This window comes from Variovorax gracilis, from assembly GCF_030317115.1.
In the GTDB taxonomy this organism is placed as follows: domain Bacteria; phylum Pseudomonadota; class Gammaproteobacteria; order Burkholderiales; family Burkholderiaceae_C; genus Variovorax; species Variovorax gracilis.
The window spans coordinates 17,810-36,367 of record NZ_JASZYF010000006.1 but is presented as its reverse complement, the minus strand read 5'-3'; the positions used below and the strand labels follow the sequence as shown (position 1 = coordinate 36,367).

13 protein-coding genes are annotated in these 18,558 nt (G+C 63.1%); all 13 read right to left on the bottom strand.

What is annotated here, in order from left to right; all coding sequences use genetic code 11:
• Positions 1–37 precede the first annotated feature (37 nt).
• The gene (locus QTH97_RS13860; protein WP_286568779.1) at positions 38–6,814 is read right to left on the bottom strand and encodes a PilC/PilY family type IV pilus protein; all 6,777 of its coding nucleotides are present in this window, start codon (positions 6,812–6,814) and stop codon (positions 38–40) included.
• A gap of 11 nt (positions 6,815–6,825) precedes the next feature.
• Positions 6,826–7,416: a pilus assembly PilX family protein gene (locus QTH97_RS13855; protein WP_286568778.1), complete on the bottom strand. Its 591-nt coding sequence runs from the start codon at positions 7,414–7,416 to the stop codon at positions 6,826–6,828.
• Positions 7,413–8,567 carry a PilW family protein gene (locus tag QTH97_RS13850; protein ID WP_286568777.1) on the bottom strand — a complete coding sequence of 385 codons (1,155 nt, stop codon included), beginning with the start codon at positions 8,565–8,567 and terminating at the stop codon, positions 7,413–7,415. The genes QTH97_RS13855 and QTH97_RS13850 overlap by 4 nt, the downstream gene beginning before the upstream one ends.
• Before the next feature lie 4 nt (positions 8,568–8,571).
• Positions 8,572–9,093 (bottom strand): type IV pilus modification protein PilV, encoded by a 522-nt coding sequence (gene pilV / locus QTH97_RS13845; RefSeq protein WP_286568776.1) that lies wholly within the window; start codon positions 9,091–9,093, stop codon positions 8,572–8,574.
• Positions 9,094–9,095: 2 nt separating this feature from the next.
• Positions 9,096–9,674: a GspH/FimT family pseudopilin gene (locus QTH97_RS13840; protein WP_286568775.1), complete on the bottom strand. Its 579-nt coding sequence runs from the start codon at positions 9,672–9,674 to the stop codon at positions 9,096–9,098.
• Complete coding sequence (locus tag QTH97_RS13835) at positions 9,668–10,174, bottom strand: type IV pilin protein (protein WP_286568774.1); 507 nt, start codon at positions 10,172–10,174, stop codon at positions 9,668–9,670. The genes QTH97_RS13840 and QTH97_RS13835 overlap by 7 nt, the downstream gene beginning before the upstream one ends.
• Positions 10,175–10,508: 334 nt before the next feature.
• A complete protein-coding gene (locus QTH97_RS13830) occupies positions 10,509–12,323 on the bottom strand; it encodes a sulfatase-like hydrolase/transferase (protein ID WP_286568773.1) in 1,815 nt (604 codons plus the stop codon).
• Between the two features lie 38 nt (positions 12,324–12,361).
• Complete coding sequence (locus QTH97_RS13825) at positions 12,362–12,991, bottom strand: class I SAM-dependent methyltransferase (protein WP_286568772.1); 630 nt, start codon at positions 12,989–12,991, stop codon at positions 12,362–12,364.
• Positions 12,992–13,192: 201 nt separating this feature from the next.
• The gene (locus tag QTH97_RS13820; RefSeq protein ID WP_286568771.1) at positions 13,193–13,666 is read right to left on the bottom strand and encodes a pilin; all 474 of its coding nucleotides are present in this window, start codon (positions 13,664–13,666) and stop codon (positions 13,193–13,195) included.
• Between the two features lie 205 nt (positions 13,667–13,871).
• On the bottom strand, positions 13,872–14,669 hold the full coding sequence (locus QTH97_RS13815) for an MBL fold metallo-hydrolase (RefSeq protein ID WP_286569097.1): 798 nt from the start codon (positions 14,667–14,669) through the stop codon (positions 13,872–13,874).
• Between the two features lie 39 nt (positions 14,670–14,708).
• Complete coding sequence (locus QTH97_RS13810) at positions 14,709–16,976, bottom strand: CHASE2 domain-containing protein (RefSeq protein ID WP_286569096.1); 2,268 nt, start codon at positions 16,974–16,976, stop codon at positions 14,709–14,711.
• Between the two features lie 39 nt (positions 16,977–17,015).
• Positions 17,016–17,672 carry an FHA domain-containing protein gene (locus tag QTH97_RS13805; protein WP_286568770.1) on the bottom strand — a complete coding sequence of 219 codons (657 nt, stop codon included), beginning with the start codon at positions 17,670–17,672 and terminating at the stop codon, positions 17,016–17,018.
• 67 nt (positions 17,673–17,739) lie between these two features.
• The gene (locus QTH97_RS13800; RefSeq protein WP_286568769.1) at positions 17,740–18,549 is read right to left on the bottom strand and encodes a Stp1/IreP family PP2C-type Ser/Thr phosphatase; all 810 of its coding nucleotides are present in this window, start codon (positions 18,547–18,549) and stop codon (positions 17,740–17,742) included.
• Between the last annotated feature and the right edge of the window lie 9 nt (positions 18,550–18,558).

Sequence of the window (18,558 nt, the reverse complement as noted above, 5' to 3'; positions counted from 1 at the left end):
AAAGGCAAGTTGCCTTGCCTTTGCCGCCTATCGCCGCCTATTGAGTGATTTCGCGCCAGCTGATGCGCTTGCCGATCGGCGGCGGGGCGTCCGGAGGAACTTCCTTCGATTCGATCTCGCCCGACTGGCTGCGCCCCAGCGCCTTGATCTTGTCGCCGATTCCGATCAGGCCCATGCCGACCACCAGGGAATCCGAGAAGAAGGGCACTGATGCAACGCCATTCGGGCTGGTCGCGACGGGTTTCCCGCTGACCAGGCTCAAGTAGTTCAGCCAGCTGTAGCCGCCCGCAAGACACATGGTGTCGCTCGGGACGTTGCTCGCGAACACGAGCGTGCCGCGCACGATCTGCGGGTCGATGTTGACACGCTCGCCGCCGTCCGGAAGGTCGATGTACCAGCCGTTGTCGCTCGCGCAATCGGTGGCCGTCGCGCCGTAGCAGCCGGTGGTACGCGTCGCCGTCGCGCCCGAGCCCGTCTGGGTCATCTGCATCCTGGACAGGGAGGCACGGAGGTCGGTGTACGAAGGCGAAGTGGCCGACATGGGATCCTTGATCGCATAGACGGTCTGGACGCTGGTGTCCGACAGATCGCTCGTGGCGAGCAGCCGGCCCGTCGCGACGAGCACGATGGTGTTGCCTCTGACCTCCGCCAGTGCGGGACGCGTGGTGATAGGCTGAGCGCGATTGCTCGCATCCCTGGCCGTTCCGATCAGCGTGGCCTCCATGCCGGCGGGCGCAATGATGTCGTTGATGTCGAAGCGCCAGACATTGCCGAGGATGTCGGTCCCGTAGACGCGCAGCGCGGTGTTGTCGTAGGCGATGTTGTCCACGAAGAAGTTCAGTTCTCTCAGGCCGCTTGGCGTGCTCACGTCGCCCGCATTGGTGCTGATGCGCGAGATCACCGCGCCGGACGAGGCGTCCAGCACATACAGGTAGCCCTTGCCATCGGCGCCGGAACCCGAGATGTTGTTGTAGCCCGAGGTGACCATCACCACCCATTTGCCGTTCTTCAGCTTGGTGATGACCGGCCGGCCGAAGGACAGACCGACATTGCAGTCGGAGGTGGCGCCGACGGGATTGGTCGAGCATCCGGCCGCGAAGTTGAACTCCCACAGGGACTTCGGCGACGTGGGGTTCGTCACGTCGAGGGCGTAGTAGCCCTTGCCGCCTGCGCCCAGCCCACCGACGATGATCGACCGCCACTTCGACGCGCCCGCGTCGTAGACATCACCCGAGGTCGCCGTCCCATCGACGAAGAACGTGTGCTTCTCCGCGTAGTTGGCGTCAGCGAGCTTGTACAGATTCGGGATCACGGCCGTCGGGATGTAGGCCCATGCCTCCTGGCCCGCCTTGGCGTAGTTCGCGTCCGTCGACTTGTTCGGCGCATAGAAGGCATGGAGCATGCCGTCGTTGGCTCCGACATAGATCATCGGCGTGCGGTCGACATTGGCAGCCTTGAACTCGGCGTAGCCGGTGTCCTGGTAGCTCAGGCTTGGCGCCTTCACGTAGGTCGGCTGCGAGCTCACGATGTCGCCCAGTGCGTGCGTCCGCGTACGGTAGAGCTTGGCGTCATCGTTGGCCACGAATCCTTGGTACAGCGTCTGGCCGCGAATGAAGTTGACCAGGTTTTGTCCGACGGCGGCCGTGCGCTGGCTACTGCTCATCAGGGAATACTGGCTGAGGCCGGTCGAGGCGTTGCCGATCACGCTCGCGTCGGTGAAGTAGCTCCGGAGCGCGCTCGGCAGATTCGAGCTGGTGCTTCCCGCGGGATTGCCGGCGGTATTGCACGCGCTGGTGTTCCAGGTGAAGTCGACCAGCGAGGCACCCGCAGGATCGCGCACGTAGATCTTGCGGTTGTCGCAAGACTGGCCCACCGTCAGGTCAAGGAGACTTCGAGCCGTCCACTTCACCGTGCCCGACAGGTTGCCGGTCGTCAGGTTGATGTCTTCGGCCTTCAGGTCGCCTGTCCACTCGGAGCTGGTGTAGCTGCCCGTGAAGGCGGTGTTGTCGCCAGCCACGGGGTTGAGGGTCGAGGTCGATGCACCTGCGCCCGCACCGGCCTGCGCGGCGATGCCGGCCAGCGCTTCCTTCAACCCGCTCACGACGGCTTCCGGATCGTTCGCGGCGAAGAACTTGCCACGCCCGTTGACTGCCGTGTGCCAGAAGTCGTCGATGGACCGGCCATCGTTGTAGGCGAGCGAAGACGGCATCGGTTCGCTGGTGGGCCAGATGGGCCAGTTCAGCGCAGGCGTGTTCTCGTAGCTGCGGATCTTGCTGAAGTCGCCGCTCAAGGCGCTCTTGTAGTCCGACTGGAACTTGAGCGTGCCCGACACACCCAGGCCCAGAACGAAGGTCGTCATGTGCTGCCACGGAGCGCGGTCGTCCTCGATGCCGGAGCCGAGCTTGGGCACGTCGTTCCTCGACTTGTTGGGGGTTCCCGCCGCGTCTGGCCGCAGGTCGGTGACGTAGTAGTACTGCGCAACGTCGGCCAGCGAATTCAGGCTTCCCGCGATGGCAGAGCTGGTGTTGACCTCTCCCGTGCAAGGCCACTTGCTGCATCCCGAAGGCATGTCGGTCGTCGATTGCTTCCAGTCTGTCGACGCGTCGATCGTCGGCAAGGTCGCGCCGTTCGCATAGCAGATGCCGCCGGCGACGTCCGTCCACGGGGTTTCGACCACAGGTCCGGCAACTTCGGTACCCGGGACGACATTCGGCCCGCTCACCGTCGAGGTGGTCGTCGTGGTCTGCGTCTTGATCTGCACCTTGGTGCCAGGAATCGCCTCGCAAGCCGTGGACTGGAATCCATTGGCGGCCGACGGGGCCACCGGGGTGCAGTTCGTGGTGCGCTCCGGCGGCGTGGTGGTGATCGCGCAACTCGTTTCGAGGAAGTTGCCGCTGGTGCCTTGCGTGCACGCCGCAGCCGGTGTCGGGCCGGTCGTGCTCACGCTGCAAGTGATTACCGGCAGGACGCCGGGTGCACTCGGCGTGCAGGTACCGGCCGCCACCCCGACGGTGTCATCGGACGGGCTGCAGACGGTCGTCATCCAGTTGTTGGAAGCGCTGGCGGCTTCGCTCCTGCAAGTCGTGCCGAGCGCCAGTTGCGTGGGGCCGGTCGTCGCAGTGGAGCAACGCGTCACCTTGAAGTTCGCGTCGGTGCTCGGCGTGCAGGCGCCCACAAGCGTCGGGCCCGTCCGGGTCGTGTTGCAGGTGGTCGTCAGGAAGTTGTTGTCGGTGCCGGCCGAGCACGAGCCGTCGGCAACGAAGGTCGGTCCGGTGGTCACGGTGTTGCAGGTGACCACGGGCAGGACGCCGGGCGCGCTGGGCGTGCAGGTGCCGGCGGCCACGTTCACCGTGTTGCTCGTGCCCGTGCAAACCGTTTGCGTCCACTGGTTGCCGGCCGATGCTGCAACATTCGTGCAGGAGCCGGGGGCGACGCTCTGGACTGCGCTGTTGGCGTTTGTGCAGGCCGTCACGACGTAGGTGGTGGGATTGGTGCCCGACGTGCAACTGGCAACCGGTGCGGGAGTCGTCGGACCCGTCGTCGTGCAGGTGGTCGCGACCCAGCTATTGCCCGCCGTAGGCGCCGTCGTCGTGCAGCTGTTGAGCGGCACGGGGGTCGGTCCCGTCGTCTGCGCGGCCGGACACGTGACGGTCACCCAGTTGTTGGCCGCGGAGCCTGTCTGCGCGACGCAGGTGCCAGGCTGCACGGCGAGCGTGATGTCGCTCGTGTTGCAGGTCGTCGCCACGTTTCCGTTGCCCGGGCCCGCTGCAACCGGCGTGCAGTTCTGCACGTTGCCGATGGTCGTGTTCGTCGTATTGCAGGTCGTCTCGACCCAGCTGTTCGCGGCAGTCGCCGACGCTGGCGTGCAGGACGCAACAGCCGTGGGCCCGGTCGCAACCGTCCGGCAAGTCACCGTGCCCGTGCTAGTGGTACTTGCGGTGCAGGAAGCGACAGGAACGTCCGTCAGCGTCACCGGAGTGCAGGTGGTCGTGACGCCATTGGAGGTGCCGGCCGTGCAGGCCGTTGGCTGGACGGGCGTGGCTGCAAGGGTCTCAAAATCCCGGCAGGCCGTCGAGACGTAGTTGTTGGTGGAGCTTGCCGCGGTGGTCGTGCACGAAGCATTGTTCGTCCAGGACGAAACGTTCGACGTGCAGTCGATCTTGACGAAGCTGTTGCCTGTCGCTGGAGTCTGGGATGTGCAACTCTGGACGAAACCTGTCGAGGCGACGGACGAATCCGCCGCGCAGGTCGTCGCCTTCCAGCTATTGCCGCTGGCTGCCGCAGATGCCGCGCACGAGGCCACCTGGGTCGGCCCCGTGGTGGCGGTGTTGCAGGTCGTCTGCGTGAAGCTGTTTGCGGAAGTGGGGGAAGCGGCCGTGCAGGTCTGCACGCCCGTGGGTCCGTTGGAGGTCGAGGTGCAGGTGGTCGTGGTCCAGCTGTTTCCCGAGGAAGCCGTGACATTCGCGCACGAGGCAATGGCCGTCGGGCCGGTGGTCGCCGTGCGGCAGGTCGTTGCGGTCGTGCCGCTCGTGCCCGCACTGCAGGTCTGGACGGGGACGTCCGAGCTCAGAACCACTGCGCGGCAGTTGGTCGTCGTGGTGCCGCTCGTGCCCGCCGAGCAGGAGGCAACCTGGGTCTCGGCCGTCGTTGTGGGCGTGCACGTCGTTTGGGTCCAGTTGTTGCTGGAACTGGCGCTGGCCGCGCTGCAGCTGGAGGCAACGACCACCGTCGGGCCTGTGGTCTGCGTGGCGCAGGTGGTCGACGTGAAGTTGTTGGAAGACGAGGCCGAAGCGGGCGTGCACGACTGCACGGGGGTCGGACCGACCACGGTCGGCGTGTCACAGGTCACCGCCAGGTAGTTGTTGCCGGCGCTTGCGGATTGGGGCGTGCAGCTCGCCACGGCGGTCGGGCCGGTGACGAGCGTGAGGCAACTGATGTTGCCGCTCTGCGTGCAACTTGCGGCGGGCGTGGCCTGCTCCGTGGCGCCGTCGTAGCGTACGAGCTGGCTCGTCCTCTGGAACTGGCGCGTCGTGGTCTGCCGAATCTGGGACGTCGCCTGCGAAGTCGTGGTCGTCGAACGGTAGTAAGTCGTGTCGGTCTTCAGGTTCTGGCTCGTGCTGACCTTGTACTGAAGCGTGGTTCTCTGGAGCTGGCTCGTGCTTTGCAGCTGGCGGCTCACCGTCCGGGTGATCTGCGTCGTCTGCGCCTGTCGCGTCGTCTGCCGCTTCTCGGTGTAGGCGGTCGTCTGAAGGACCTGCCTCGTGCTTCGGGTGACGGTGCTGGTTCCCTGCACGTAGAAGACCGTGCGTTTGAATTCCTGGCGCGTCGACCGGGTGGTTTGCTGCGTGCTGGCCAGGGCTTGCAGGGTCTGCCGCGTGGCCGATGCGGTCGTCTTCTGTTCCTGGCTGGTCGAGCTGGTCGTCTGCCGCGTCGACATCGAGATCTGGCTGGTGCTCATCGTCAGCGCCTGCGTCCGCTGCAGGGTCTGCGAGGTCGACATGCGGATGATCGAGGTCGTCTTGTAGAACTCGCCGCTTTCGCAAGGCGCATAGCGCTTCTGCTCGAAGCGGTTCGTGTCGGTCCGCTTGCCCGATGTCGTGCCGTCCCAGATGGGGCGGTGCGAATACAGGGTCGGATCGGTATTGTCCAGGGACAGTTTCGGCGTGAGTGAGCCATCCTGGTTGCCCACCTTGGTGGTGCCGTCCAGCATGACCGGTCCGACCGTCTCCTGGGCCGTGTTCCAGTACCCGTCCGTGGTCATGATCGTGAAGTTCTGCTGGCAGCTGTACTGCACGGGGTCCGGGCTCATGCTCGTATTGATGCCGTCGGACCTGCCCGCATAGTGGCGCCCCACACGCGCGAGGCCCTCACGCGCCGGAGAGGAACCATTGGGTTCCTGCGAATAGATCTTGCTGTACCACGCCGTCTTCTGGCCGTCGGTGAAATCGTCGATCGCAAGGTATTTGCCCGTCGCGACACCGCTGTTCGCGACGGTCGAGTCGTTGAGCGGATTCATGCTGACGAAGCCGATCCGGAACTTGTCGGTGATGGGTGCGAACGCAGTGCTGACGCTGCTCTTCACCATCGCCATGCGGGTGCGGTAGTACGTGTACCAGATCGCGAAGTTGGCAGTCTCATCGGCGCCGCTCGGGCTGGAAGTCGAGCCCACCCGAACGCGCTTCCAGGTTCCCGTGACAGAAGTCCCCGATGCGTTGGTGTAGGTCGTGTTCCGGCTGACGGTCTGCGTGAAGTCGGCACCGGCAAAAACGACGGACTCCTTGTCGGTGCAAGGCGCACTGGCGTAGCTCAGCGTTCCGGCGCCGGTGTAGACGTAGTAGTAGGCGGGCTGCGCGGTATCTTCCCGCGTGTTCGCGATCGCGACGGCCAGCGTGTTCCGGTCGTAGGCACGGAAACTCGTCGAGAGATCGACCAGGCTGGTGTCGGACGAAGAGTAGTAGCTGTAGCGCGCCGCCTGGAAACTGGGCGTCGGCAGCGGCAACTGTGCCGCGTTCTTCGGGATGGTGTACGTCCTGGTGGGGTCGTAGTAGAGCGGATTGCACTGCGCACTGCGATAGCCGATGGACTGCTGGTAGTTCTGGGTGTCCTCCAGTTCATCGGGCATGTGCGTGAAGGCCATGGACTTGGAGGTGTCCATCAGCAGCATCACGTTGGGCTTGGGGGCTGCAATGCCCGTGGAGGCCACCGGCGTGTTGCTGATGTCGATGGGGCCTGCGGCGGCCTGCTGAAGAACGATGCCTCCAAGGCCCAGCAGCAGCGCCACGGCCGCAAAAACGGGTCGGTTGAAATTGAACACGTTCTTCCCCCTCAAAACATGATGACTTGTACGTAGCTCACGGTGCTGCGTGGCCCGTCGACACGTGACGTGATGCGGTAGTAGGGCTGGCCGGTCGTTCCGGCGCCCAGGCCCGGATTGCTGCCGCCCTTGTCCGCGGCCGCGCCGGAGCCCGTCGAGGGGATGGCGCATTGCTGCCCGGGCGCCGTCGTGGCGCCGACGACCTTGCAGAGGCGGTGAATGACATAGCGAACCCGGTTGCCGGTGCCGTCGTCCGCAATTGCTTCCTTGGAGGCCTCGTCCCAGTCGTAGCTCAAGGGATTGAAGCCCTCGTTCCAACTGGCGTAGTAGCCGCTCGCCGGAATGTCGTCGAGCAGCGGATTGCCGTCGGACACAAAGCCCATCAGGAACGCCCGTCCGGTCTCGACGCCCAGGTCGCCGAGCGATGTGGCGTTCTGCTTGAAGCCGATGTTGCCCGCCACCTCGACCCCGGTCCGGCTGGAGCGGAACATCAGCAGCCCGGCGAGCGTCATCACCACCAGCACCACCAAGGCCACGATCAGCACGACGCCGCGCTGCGAGGCAGGTCGCGCAGACGCGCGCTGTCGAATGCTCGGCTTCATGGCGCCGTCCCCCAGATCATGTTGCGAAGCGGCACGACGTTCTCGTACACGCGGTAGCGGTAGTTGCGCCAGTTGTTGGAAGCGGTCGCGCCAGTGATGGCGCTGGCGCCGCTACCGGAATCGGTCGTGCCGTCCACGTTGTTCAGCACGAAGGCCTTGCCCCCGTCGGCCCATGTCGGGGCGGCGGCAGTCACCGGGGTCGTGCCGTTGGGACGCTCGAATTGACGGCTGCGGACGAGCAACGCGAACCGGACTGCGCGGACCTTGACCCGGTCGGCGAAAGCGACGGTATCGGCCCACTCGGTCGATTCGACGATGCCGTTGCCGTTGTTGTCGACGCCGTACTGGGCCTTGAGGGTCACCACGTCGGAGGCGACGTCGACGGCCTTGGAGGGATCCTCCCCCAGCCGGTTGTATCGCGTGAGCATTTGCCTGCCCGTATCGACCGTCCATATCTGCTGGGCCGGTCCCTGCCCGAGGTTGAACATGGAGCCGGTGCTGAACGTGGTGCCCGTGCCCCCGGCCGGATTCATCGACGCCGTCCTGGAAATGCCGGTCACCGTCGTATAGGTCTTGCCTGATTCGTGCTCGACGGTGACTGCATCGGAAAGTGCCAGGCCCGTGATCTCGACCAATTGGCAGTCGGCCGACTTGTCGCTCGCCACGACCACCTTGTCGCCCACCAGAAAGCCGTCGCGCGACTTCTCCAGCGTCTTGCTTTCGGCAGTGGACTTGTTCAAGAGTTGCGCGCCCACGAAGTACGGCGAGTTGCCATACAGCACACGCACGGTGTCCGGCTTGTCTTCCGTGGCGCCCTTGGTGATGTCCACCGGGGTCAGCGGAAAGTTGACGCTGGGCGCAGTCAGCGACGAGTTGGAGGCGACGACCGAGCAACCCATCATGCTGAATGGGGCCGTGCCGAACCCGTAGCCGGCCAGCCGAAGGTCCCGGTCGAGGGAAAAGGAACCGATGGTGCCGATGGTCTGCGCGTCGTTGCCGGACGAGGTGGTGCGCTTGCGGCCCTCCCACACGGACAGCAGCTGCACGATGATCAGCACGCACACGAGGCCGATGGTGATGCCCACCATCATCTCCATCAACGAGATGCCCAGCTGCCGCCTGCGCCGGAGAGGAATGCGAAGGGTACTCATGACGTCAGTTCACGTACGTCACGAGGACGTGCTGGCGCTTGGCCGGGTTGGAGGGCGCGGACCAGCAGACAGTGACCGTGAGCCGGTTGAAGCCCGTCACCGGATCGGCGTCGACCAGGATCTGCTGCATCGACGAGGTCGCGCCAGGCAAGTACCACGAGGAGCTGGTCGTCGTCGCCTGGGTCGCCCACGTCGTCACGACCGGATTGGCCGAAGCGCCGCCGGAGAAGTTGCAGTTCGTACCGCTGATGTTGTGCTTGAAAGTCTCCAGCGTCGTGCGCAGCGAGTTCGCGCGCGAGGCGACGTCGGTGCCCGTCACCCGGTCGACACTCAGCCAGGCCTCCTGGGCGATCTTCCCAGCGAGGCTGGCCGCCAGCGTCCGGTACTCCGCGTCGGACTGCGCCGCGGTGGCGTAGGCGCTGAGGCCGACCATGCCCAGGATGCCGACAGCGAACAGCAGGATCGCGACCAGGGCTTCGATCAGGAACATGCCGCCCTGGCGGCTGGGATGCGTAGGTCTCTGCATGGTCAGCACTTGCGGTTGTCGGCGGCGGCAGTGACGGCGGGATCGCAAAGCCGGGCTTGCCCGCCCGAACTCACGACAACTCGCAGGCAGCGGGTGCTGCCGGTGGGCTCACATGCGCTGCCCGTGTGGGAGAAGTCGACGGTCACCGCATTGCCGCCTGTCAGTACGCCCAGGGCGTTGAACTGCACCGAGCTCGCATTGGCGGCGATCACGACCGGGTTGTTCCCGCCGCCTTCAGCCGCAGCCTTGCCGTCGATGAAGGCGTGGCCCGCGCCCGTAGCCAACGGCGCGGTGCGAATCAGCCAATTGGGTCCGCTGTTCGTGAGGCCGGTGGTGTCGACGCTGGATGCGCTGGCCGTTTGATTGGTCAAGATGAGCTCGACCGGTTCGTTGCGCCGGATGGCCTCCGTCCGGGCCTTCTGCGCCGATGCCACGAACAGTTCGGCGACGCCGAGGATCTTGGAGTTGGCGTTGAACTGGAACATCGAAGGCGCGGCCAGCGAGACCAGCACCGCCAGGACGACGATGGTGATCGCCAGTTCGATCAGCGAGAAACCGCGCTGGGCGTTCGAGGTCAGCACGAGCCGCCCTTGCTGAGGACCCAGCAGGTGGTGGAGCCACTGCCCCAGCCAGTGGGAACCGAGGAGGCCTTGGTTCCGTCCTGGGTGACCGAATAGACGAAGTTGGCCATCTGGCCCTTGCCAGTCGCGGTGACCTTGTACGTCGTGGCGGTCGCGGTAGGGCAGCGGAACTCGAAGTAGTCAGTGTCGGCCGGCTGGGGGGCAACGGTACCGGCAGCGCACGCGTCGGCGTAAGAGCGCCGATCCTGGAAGAGTTGCTCCAGCTTCGCCTGCATGTCGGACAGCTTGCCGACTGCGTCGGTGAGGCGACCACGCTTGACATAGTCGCTGTACGCCGGGAGAGCAACGGCCGCAAGGATGCCGATGATGACGACGACGATCATCACCTCGATGAGCGTGAAGCCACTCAGGCGATGTCGCCGACGCGCCGCATTGAGCCCATCGCCCGTCAGGGCTTGGAAGGCGGCGCAGCCGTGCTTGGGGTACGAGTGCTGAAACATTTGTAAATAAGTGTCTACGGGTGGCGCGGATGGTAACAAGCCATTTCGCTCCGTTCGGCACCGTTTGTCCGCTCTCCTGCGCCGCTTGGCTGGACCAGCAGAGAACTCCTCAGACCGTCACGCGCATACCGGAAGCACGAGCGACCACCGCCGATCGCCGCCTAGCGACAGGAGGGGCAGGAGCGACGGGCGAATAGCCCGGCTGAGATCTAGCAGCCGCGGGACTTCGCCGCAGCCATACGCTTTCGCCGATGTATCGGGTGCAGCGTCCAGATGGAACAGCTGCGTGCCTCGAAAACATTGGGAGGGGAAAAGAACGTCCTACTGGTCGACTTCAGTTCGGCACCGTTTGAGCAAGACCAAGAGCATCGAACTTCCACTTCGCCCTCTGATTTGCATCTACTTTATGGATCAGATTTTTTGTCTCCAACGGGTCGTTGGCAAGCTCGTAATAATATTCCTCCTTGGTGGAGGAATTGATCCAGTATTTTCCCAGCGCATGATTGTCTCTATCTATAAATCCTACATATTCATTTTGTTGAATATGAATAAGCCCTCGCGTTGGATGGCTCAAGAGCGACTTTCCTCTCCACGTTTTCGGCGCCTCAATATTCAAGTTGTCCAGAATAGTGGGCGCGATATCAATCTGCGCTGGAGAGTGGACTCCTTGGTGTAGGGGCGGAAGCGGAGCACCGTAGGACAATACGAGCAGCGGAACTTTGATAACCTCCTCAAACACACTATTTGCATGAGAGAAAAAACCGTGCTCGCCCAGCCCATCGCCGTGATCGGCGGTTATGACCACCAAGGCATTCTCAAGATATTTCTTTTGCGACAGGATTTCAAGTATTCGAGCGATAGTCCGATCCGCACTCAACACCCCATTGTCATAGAAATTAGTGAATTTTTGCTCGGGCGCTCTCGCCTGGGTCGCCGTGGTGCTAAAATTTATTGCGTAATTCGAGTTTGGCTCAAACGATTCTATGTCTTTCGATCGGGATCCCAAAGCATGAGACGACATCAAATGAATTTGAAGCATTTTCGGGCCGCGACTCGATGTATCGAGACCTTCTAGGCGGTCAAGCACCAATTGATCGTCATTCCTGTAGGTTTTCTTGACCATGCTGCCGTCGAAATAACTATCGACAGGCCCGTACATCTCTCTGAGGCCGTAGAACGCAGTATGGTCTCCGCCTAGAACCATGTGGATTTCGTAGCCGTTTTTCTTTAAAGCCTGTTGCAGGGTAAACGGGCGGGCCGAAAATTCGTGCGTGTACTTCGAGCTTGCCAAGCTGAAAAGTCCGCAGGTTGATTCTGCGCACGACGTGTGCACTGCAGGAAAAACCGCCAATTTTCCCTGTGCAGCATAAGCTGATAGATGCGGGGTAGTCTCCCTGGGATACCCGTAGGCCTTGATATGGTCTGCACGCAAAGCATCCGAGATGATTAGCACAACGTTACGACGATTTTCAGCGGCGCGCGCGGGATAGCTTGCGCGCGCGGCGTCTTCGTCGACATCGATCGCATTGGCGCGCTGGAGATCAATCGCGTTGCTTTGGATCCTCACTTCCTTCGAGCCTGGATGGATCGACAAGCCGATTGGCTCTCCAAGTTTCGCCCATGCATGGATGTCGAATTGCCACCAATCAAATATCTGAATCGAAAAAAACCCAAAAGCAGCCAGACTTAATGCGAGGCATTTTTTCTTTGCGACCGTCGAAGGAAAGACGTACTTGGGCGCTCGGTTATCAGCACAGACCCATGCCAGACCAAATGTGATTGCAAGCAGGCCCCCCACTGCGGCAGGAAGAATAGCGAAAGGCACCCCCAATACATCCGAAAGGGCAATCGCGTCTAGGAGGTACGTCGAAATCAAATCGGCGGAGATCACCCGCCCCCACGAGGTCAACCCGATTGCTACCAAAATGTAGTAGAGAACCAGCGCAGTTAAGAAAAGCGCGTAGCCTCCTACGCCAAGAATTTTCGGAAGGCGGCGACCGTCCAACAACGTCACAACGAAATACCTCGCGGCTTGTAGCGCGAGCCCCAAAGTGAGCACTACTTCGATGTGACGCAAAGCAGCGACGGCAGACAATGAATGACGGACTGCTAGCCAGACAACAAAGACTCCAACAACGAGAGCCAACAAGCACGATTCGACAATAAACGCCTTTAGTCGCATAGACACTATTTAGGGCTATTTTCGATCACAACGATCTTCGAAAGCCCCAATAAATTGACGCTCTCTACCGAAACAATCTTCCAATCATGATTCGCAATATGTCTGGAGAAGCAGAATATTGAATTAAAGCCGATCTTGTCGCCGAAGTACGCGACGATCTTCTCAAATAGTCGCCAAACACCAGCACCGCTAAAATGATTAACTATGATGATTGCACCACCCGGCTTGCAGACGCGCCGAGCCTCTGCAACCAAGTCGTCAGGATTTGGCGTGACGGACAGGACGTATGGAATGGCGACGCAGTCAAAATGGCTATCTGGATAGGTCAGCGCCTCTGCATCCATTTTTTCCAACTCGATCTTTCTTCCGGCGAGCTGATTTGCCTGTGCAGTTGCGATAGCCAGCATTTCGCTGGATAAATCGATGCCAGTTACCTTGGTAGATTCAGGATATCTTGGCAGAGTCAACCCAGTACCGACTCCAATTTCGAGCATCGAATTTGGTTTTATTTCATCCACCTTGCGCGCCAATGCTTTACGCCCCGGCTCAAGGATGGCGCCAAAAATTCTGTCGTAGACAGGCGCGTACATTTTGTAGGCGCGAACGATACTTTGCGTCGTGATGCTCTTTGACATATATAGCTTGAAATGAAGTGCTAGATTATCGCAAGAGGCGGCGGCCCTAGGCCTATTCAGAAACCATGAGGCCCATTACCTCTGTCGTGCGAGTCGTGCATTCATATTTCAGAACATGGGTTGCATTGAAATTGCAATCAGCGCGCCGATTTTTCGACAAAAAAGCCGCCCGAAGGCGGCTTTCGCATTGTCATCAAACTATCAAGTACCACCGCAGGTCTTCGGCAGGAGCGTCGTGTCTGCGACGTCGGAAGTGCAGGTCCATGCACCACCGAGACCGCCGGCAGAGCCCGCGACGGTATCAGTGCCGCGGGTCCAGGTGATCTTCTTGCCGACGAGGCGCGGCGTGCTGCTGGCGACAAAGGCGCAGGAGATGGAGCCCGAGCCGTCAGGCGTAGCGGCCGAGGCAGCGGTCACGGTGCAGCGGCTGGTCGATCCTTGGAGACCAACATCAGCGGCAGTTGCGATAACCTTTCCGTTCGTCAGCGCATCCTCGAAAGCCGTCTTGCCGGGGGTGATTTCAGCGAGGCCCGAGGCGACTTGCGACTTGGCTACGTAGTTCTGATAAGCGGGCAACGCGACGGCGGCCAGAATACCAATGATCGCCACAACGATCATCAATTCGATAAGGGTGAAACCCTTTTGCACATTGCGTGCGATGGAACGACGGTTCATTTCAGTTACTCCAGGTTAGTTACAGAGAGCCCGAGGTGGGCCCCCGGTGCGCTCATGTAACCGCAGCAACTGTGCCAGCATTGTTTCGCCCTCCCAAGCCCGCTTTGCTGCGGATTTGTTCACGTTCAGGTTACAACGTGTGACGAAAACTGTTGCCGTATGTCGACGCCCCCTGACACTTTTGTCAGACGACAGTCAATCGTGGTCACACCTCCAGCACTTCGGCCGCCTGCAGCCACCGGATGTCCTGCCCGCGCGCTTCCAGGCCGTCCGTCAGCCCATCGATCTGGCTCATGATCTCGACCGTTTCCGCTGGCTTGGTATGGGTGATGTAGACGGGATAGTTCTTTCCGTCAGCAATCTGCGCCAGTTCGCCGGCCAGCGTCGCCGGCGACAGGTGCAGGCTGCGCTGCGCGAGCGCCTGCTCCCGGTTGCTGAACGCAGTCTCGATGACGAGCATCGCCACGTCGAGCTGGTTCACCCGCTCCCAGAAGGGCGCATTCCGCTCCGTGTCTCCGCTGAACACCCAGTTCGGCCCGCCCTGGGCGCAGCGCACCGCAAAGCCGCAGGCCGGCACCGTGTGCACGGCGGGCAGTACCTCGATGTGCTTGAGCTTGCGGGTCCCGATCTGCAGTTGCTGCCCGATCACGAGGTCATGGAAGCACACGAAAGGCGCCTCCCGGGTGGGAATGCTCGCGAAGTCGGGCCAGATGACGTTGTTGAACACGTGGGCACGCAGCGCCTCGATGGTGGCGCGCAGCGCGTGCACGCGCAGGGGCCGCGTGCGGCGGCTGGCCACGGCGTCGATCATGAGGGGGAGCGCGGCGACGTGGTCGAGGTGCGAATGGGTGAGCACCACGTCGTCGATGGCGGCCATTTCGTCGAGGGTCAGGTCGCCGACGCCGGTGCCGGCGTCGACCAGCAGGTCGCTATCGACCAGGAAGGAGGTCGTGCGGCAGTCCTTGGCGATGGCGCCTGAGCACCCCAACACACGCACCTGCATTTTCGCGAGACCCTTCATCTGGCAGCCCTGGAGGGCTGTTTACTTCGTTTCGAACCGGGTTGCCCCGTCCCAGTTCAAATCCTTGGGCTGCAACGACATCGAGGCTAAACGCTGCGCATACAACTGGTAAAGGACTTTTTTGGCATCCACCGCAAGGAGGGGCGCAAGCATAGCTTGACCTTCCTCCCAATCTTGCGCCCGATAAGCAAAAAGGACGCTATTCCACTGCTCCAAGTCCGCGTACTGGCGCCGGCTGGCATCGGCGCGGCGGGCCACGGGGGTGAAGATCCGCGCCTTGCCCATCTTGCCCTGCACCCGCACGCAATCGAGTTCCTGCCAGACGAAGGTCGGGGCCTGCCGCTGCGTGGCCTCGCCGGCCACGATCTCGACGCCGTAGCGGGCCCCCAGGCCCTCGATGCGCGAGGCGAGATTGACCGCGTCGCCGACGACGGTATAGCTGCGCCGGACGGCCGAGCCCATGTCGCCGACGCTCATCACGCCGGAATTGATGCCGATGCCGATGCTGATCTCGGGGCGGCCGCTCTGGCGGTGCGCCTCGTTCAGCGCCTGCACGGCCGTGGCCATCTCGACGGCGGCGCGCACGGCCAGTTCCGCATGGTTGGGCATGTCGACGGGCGCGCCCCAGAACGCCATGACGCAGTCGCCCATGTACTTGTCGACGGTTCCCCGGTGCGCGCTGATGACCTCCGTGAGCCGGCTGAAGACCGCGTTGAGGAAATCCTGCAGGTCGACAGGCGCCATCTGTTCCGCCAGCTTGGTGAAGCCGCGCATGTCGCAGAACATGACCGTGAGTTCCTTGCTCTCGGCACGCATGCTGTAGCGCGCGGGATCTGCCCGCATCTCGTTCACCAGTTGCGGCGGCACGTAGGTTCCGAACAGGTGGGCCAGGTTCCGGCTGGCGCGGGTCTCGACGAGGTAGCCCCAACTCATGTTCAGGACGAACGTGAGCCCGACCACCGCAAGGGCTGACGCCAGGGGCAGCACGAGGCCCGCCTGGACGAAGAGCCATGTGTTGACGGCGATCAGCGCCACGGTCGTGACAACGGCAATGAGCACGGCGCGAGGCGCAGCGCCCAGTGACAGGCCGAAGGCCAGCACCAGCCCGGCCGCGAGCACCGTGACCAGCTCGTATCCCAGTGCGTAGTCGGGTACCGCCGGGATCCGGCCGTCGAGCAGGCCGGAGACGATGTTGGCGTGCACTTCGACGCCGGGATAGGCTGCACCGACGGGTGCGGATCGCAGGTCTTCCAAACCCGGCGCCGTGGAACCGACGAGCACCACCTTGTCCTTCAACTCGCCGGGCGGCAGCGCGCCACGGATGACGTCGATCGCCGAGATGTGCCGGAACGAGCCTCCACGCGCGCCCCCGGGACCACGGAACGGCACAAGCATGCTGGCGGTCCCATCGACTGGAATCCGCAGCGACCTCGTGCCGGCCTTCAGCAGCAGGGCCGCGAGGGGCGGCGGGCCGGTGTTCGCACCCGCCGGCGCAAACACGGGGACGATCGCGTCCGCTCCGACAGCCAGCCGATAGACGACCAGGCCCAGCGACTCGTAGTACCCGGGCTGTGCGTTGGTGCCGGTGTATTGCGCGATCAGCGGTACCGATCGCACGATGCCGTCGCGCTCGGCGTCAAGCAGCACGTTGAGGAATCCGGCCGCGGGCGCGGCCCGCTCCAGTTGCGGGATGCTGCCGACGAAGCCGTTCCAGCGTGTCGCGTAGGAGCGCCCTTCAGGGAACGCGCCGGGGAGCAGGAGCGGCGAAGGCAACACGCCCTTCGCGCGGGGCTCGGCTGTCTGGGTGAAATAGAAGCCCAGCGCGACGCGCTGTCCGGACAGCGCATCGGCGAAGGCCGCGTCATGGTCCAGGCGGGGGGCGAGGCGCTCGATTTCCTCGGCGAGGCCGATCTGGTGCTGCAGCGGTCCGTCCGCCAGCCGCCTGAGGGCGTCGAGGCCTGAACTTTCATCGGGCTCGACGAAGAGGATGTCGAAGCCCAGCACCAAGGCTTGCTGGCGGTTCATGACCTCCGTCGTGAGGCGCGCCAGGTGGTCACGGCTCCACGGCCATTGGCCGAGTTGCTGGAGGCTGGCGTCGTCAATATCGATGATGACGACGCGCGGATCCAGGGTGCGGGGCATCGTGGCCCGCAGGCGCGCGTCATGGATGAAATTGTCCAGGCCCTCCAGCAGCGGAAGGCGCCAGGCACCCACCACGTGCGCCACGACGAGCGCGATGGGCAAGAGGGTGATGGCGATCCGCGCCCAGCGCTGGCGCAGCGCGTTCATCGCGCTTCGCATGCGCTCATCCGGGCCCGCGGAGAAAGATCAGGTGACGACGAACTGCATCCGCGTGCCGCCGAGTTCGAGCACATCGCCGTCCTGCAGCGCCACGGCCTCGCTGCCGAGGGGTTCGCCGTTGAGCGCGGTACCGCCGTCGATCGGCGCCACCACGTAGCCGTGCAAGCGCCGCGTGACGGCAGCGACGGCCACGCCGGGCTTGCCGATGGTAGTGACGACCTTCTGCAGGGAAAGCTCACGCCCGGCTCCGGAGCCGGAGAGGACGCGGATGACTGCAACGCCCGCGGTGCCACCGCCGAGCGGTGCCTGCACCGTGGGTGCCGATGAAAGCGGGATCGGGCCGGAGGGCGCAGGAGAAACGATGGTGCGCGTCGTTGTCGCGCTTTCAGGCGCGCCGGCGGCCGCCACGTAGCGGACCTTGTACTTGCCGACCTCGATGATGTCGTTCTGCTCGAGCGCCTGCTTCTTGATGGCACGTCCGTTGACGTAGGTGCCGTTGGTGCTGTTGAGATCTTCCAGGTAGACATCGCCGCCGATCATGTGCAGCACGGCATGCTCGCCGCTGATCGCCAGATTGTCGACCACGATATCGTTGTACGGCCGCCGTCCCAGCGTCGTGCGGTCCTTGGCGAGCGTCACCTCCTTGATGACGACACCGTCGATCGAAACGATCAATTTCGGCATGACCGACTCCTGCATCTCTTTTTTCTATTCACAGCGGGCCCTTGCGGTGGATGTTTCCTTGACCTTGCTATCCGGGGACCTCGGGCGTCTCGCTCCCACCTGCCCGAGCCAGGACAACCGAAATGTTATCCCGGCCACCATTGTCGTTGGCAGTTGCAACCAAAAGTGTTGCTTTCTCAGGCAGGCCGATATCTTGTAACAAAAGTGTGAAAAGCTGCGCGTCCGAAACCATCTCGCTGAGGCCATCGGAGCACAGGAGGAACAGGTCGCCGGGCATCACGCTGTGTTCGTGCATCTCCAGTTCGACGTGGCGTTCGATTCCCAGCGCACGCGTGACCAGGTTGCGGTGCGGCGACTGCACTGCCTGCTCCGGCGTGATGGCGCCGGCATCGAGTTGCTCCTGCAGGAGTGAGTGGTCGCGTGTGAGCAGATCGAATTTTTCGTCCCGCAGCCGGTAGCAGCGGGAATCGCCGATGTGGCCAATGATGGCGCGTTGCGAACCGAAAGCGGCCAGCACCAGCGTGGTCCCCATGCCCTGCAGCTGCACGTTGGCGATGCCGGCTTCGAGGATGGCCGCATTGGCTTCGTCGGTGCCCGCCTGCAAGGCGCGGCGTATCGCCTTCGGGTTGGCGTGAGGCCCCGCATGCGCCAGCCAGCGCCCGAAGCTCGCCTGGAGCAACGCGATGGCCATGCCGCTCGCGACTTCGCCGCCGTTGTAGCCGCCCATCCCGTCGGCCAGGAGCACCAGCCCCAGCGAGGCATCGAAGGCGATCGTGTCCTCGTTGTTGGCGCGCACCCGGCCGGGATCGGTGAGCGCGGCGAAATCCCAGGTCAGCACGCCGGATTCGGTGGAAACGGGTGCGCCGGAATTTGCCATGACTCAATC

Excerpts from the sequence above, each read along its gene's own strand:
- QTH97_RS13820 (WP_286568771.1), bottom strand. The coding sequence starts at position 13,666 with ATGAACCGTCGTTCCATCGCACGCAATGTGCAAAAGGGTTTCACCCTT.
- pilV (WP_286568776.1), bottom strand. The coding sequence starts at position 9,093 with ATGCAGAGACCTACGCATCCCAGCCGCCAGGGCGGCATGTTCCTGATC.
- QTH97_RS13825 (WP_286568772.1), bottom strand. The coding sequence starts at position 12,991 with ATGTCAAAGAGCATCACGACGCAAAGTATCGTTCGCGCCTACAAAATG.
- QTH97_RS13800 (WP_286568769.1), bottom strand. The coding sequence starts at position 18,549 with ATGGCAAATTCCGGCGCACCCGTTTCCACCGAATCCGGCGTGCTGACC.
- QTH97_RS13850 (WP_286568777.1), bottom strand. The coding sequence starts at position 8,567 with ATGAGTACCCTTCGCATTCCTCTCCGGCGCAGGCGGCAGCTGGGCATC.
- QTH97_RS13835 (WP_286568774.1), bottom strand. The coding sequence starts at position 10,174 with ATGTTTCAGCACTCGTACCCCAAGCACGGCTGCGCCGCCTTCCAAGCC.
- QTH97_RS13810 (WP_286569096.1), bottom strand. The coding sequence starts at position 16,976 with ATGAACGCGCTGCGCCAGCGCTGGGCGCGGATCGCCATCACCCTCTTG.
- QTH97_RS13805 (WP_286568770.1), bottom strand. The coding sequence starts at position 17,672 with ATGCCGAAATTGATCGTTTCGATCGACGGTGTCGTCATCAAGGAGGTG.
- QTH97_RS13855 (WP_286568778.1), bottom strand. The coding sequence starts at position 7,416 with ATGAAGCCGAGCATTCGACAGCGCGCGTCTGCGCGACCTGCCTCGCAG.
- QTH97_RS13815 (WP_286569097.1), bottom strand. The coding sequence starts at position 14,669 with ATGCAGGTGCGTGTGTTGGGGTGCTCAGGCGCCATCGCCAAGGACTGC.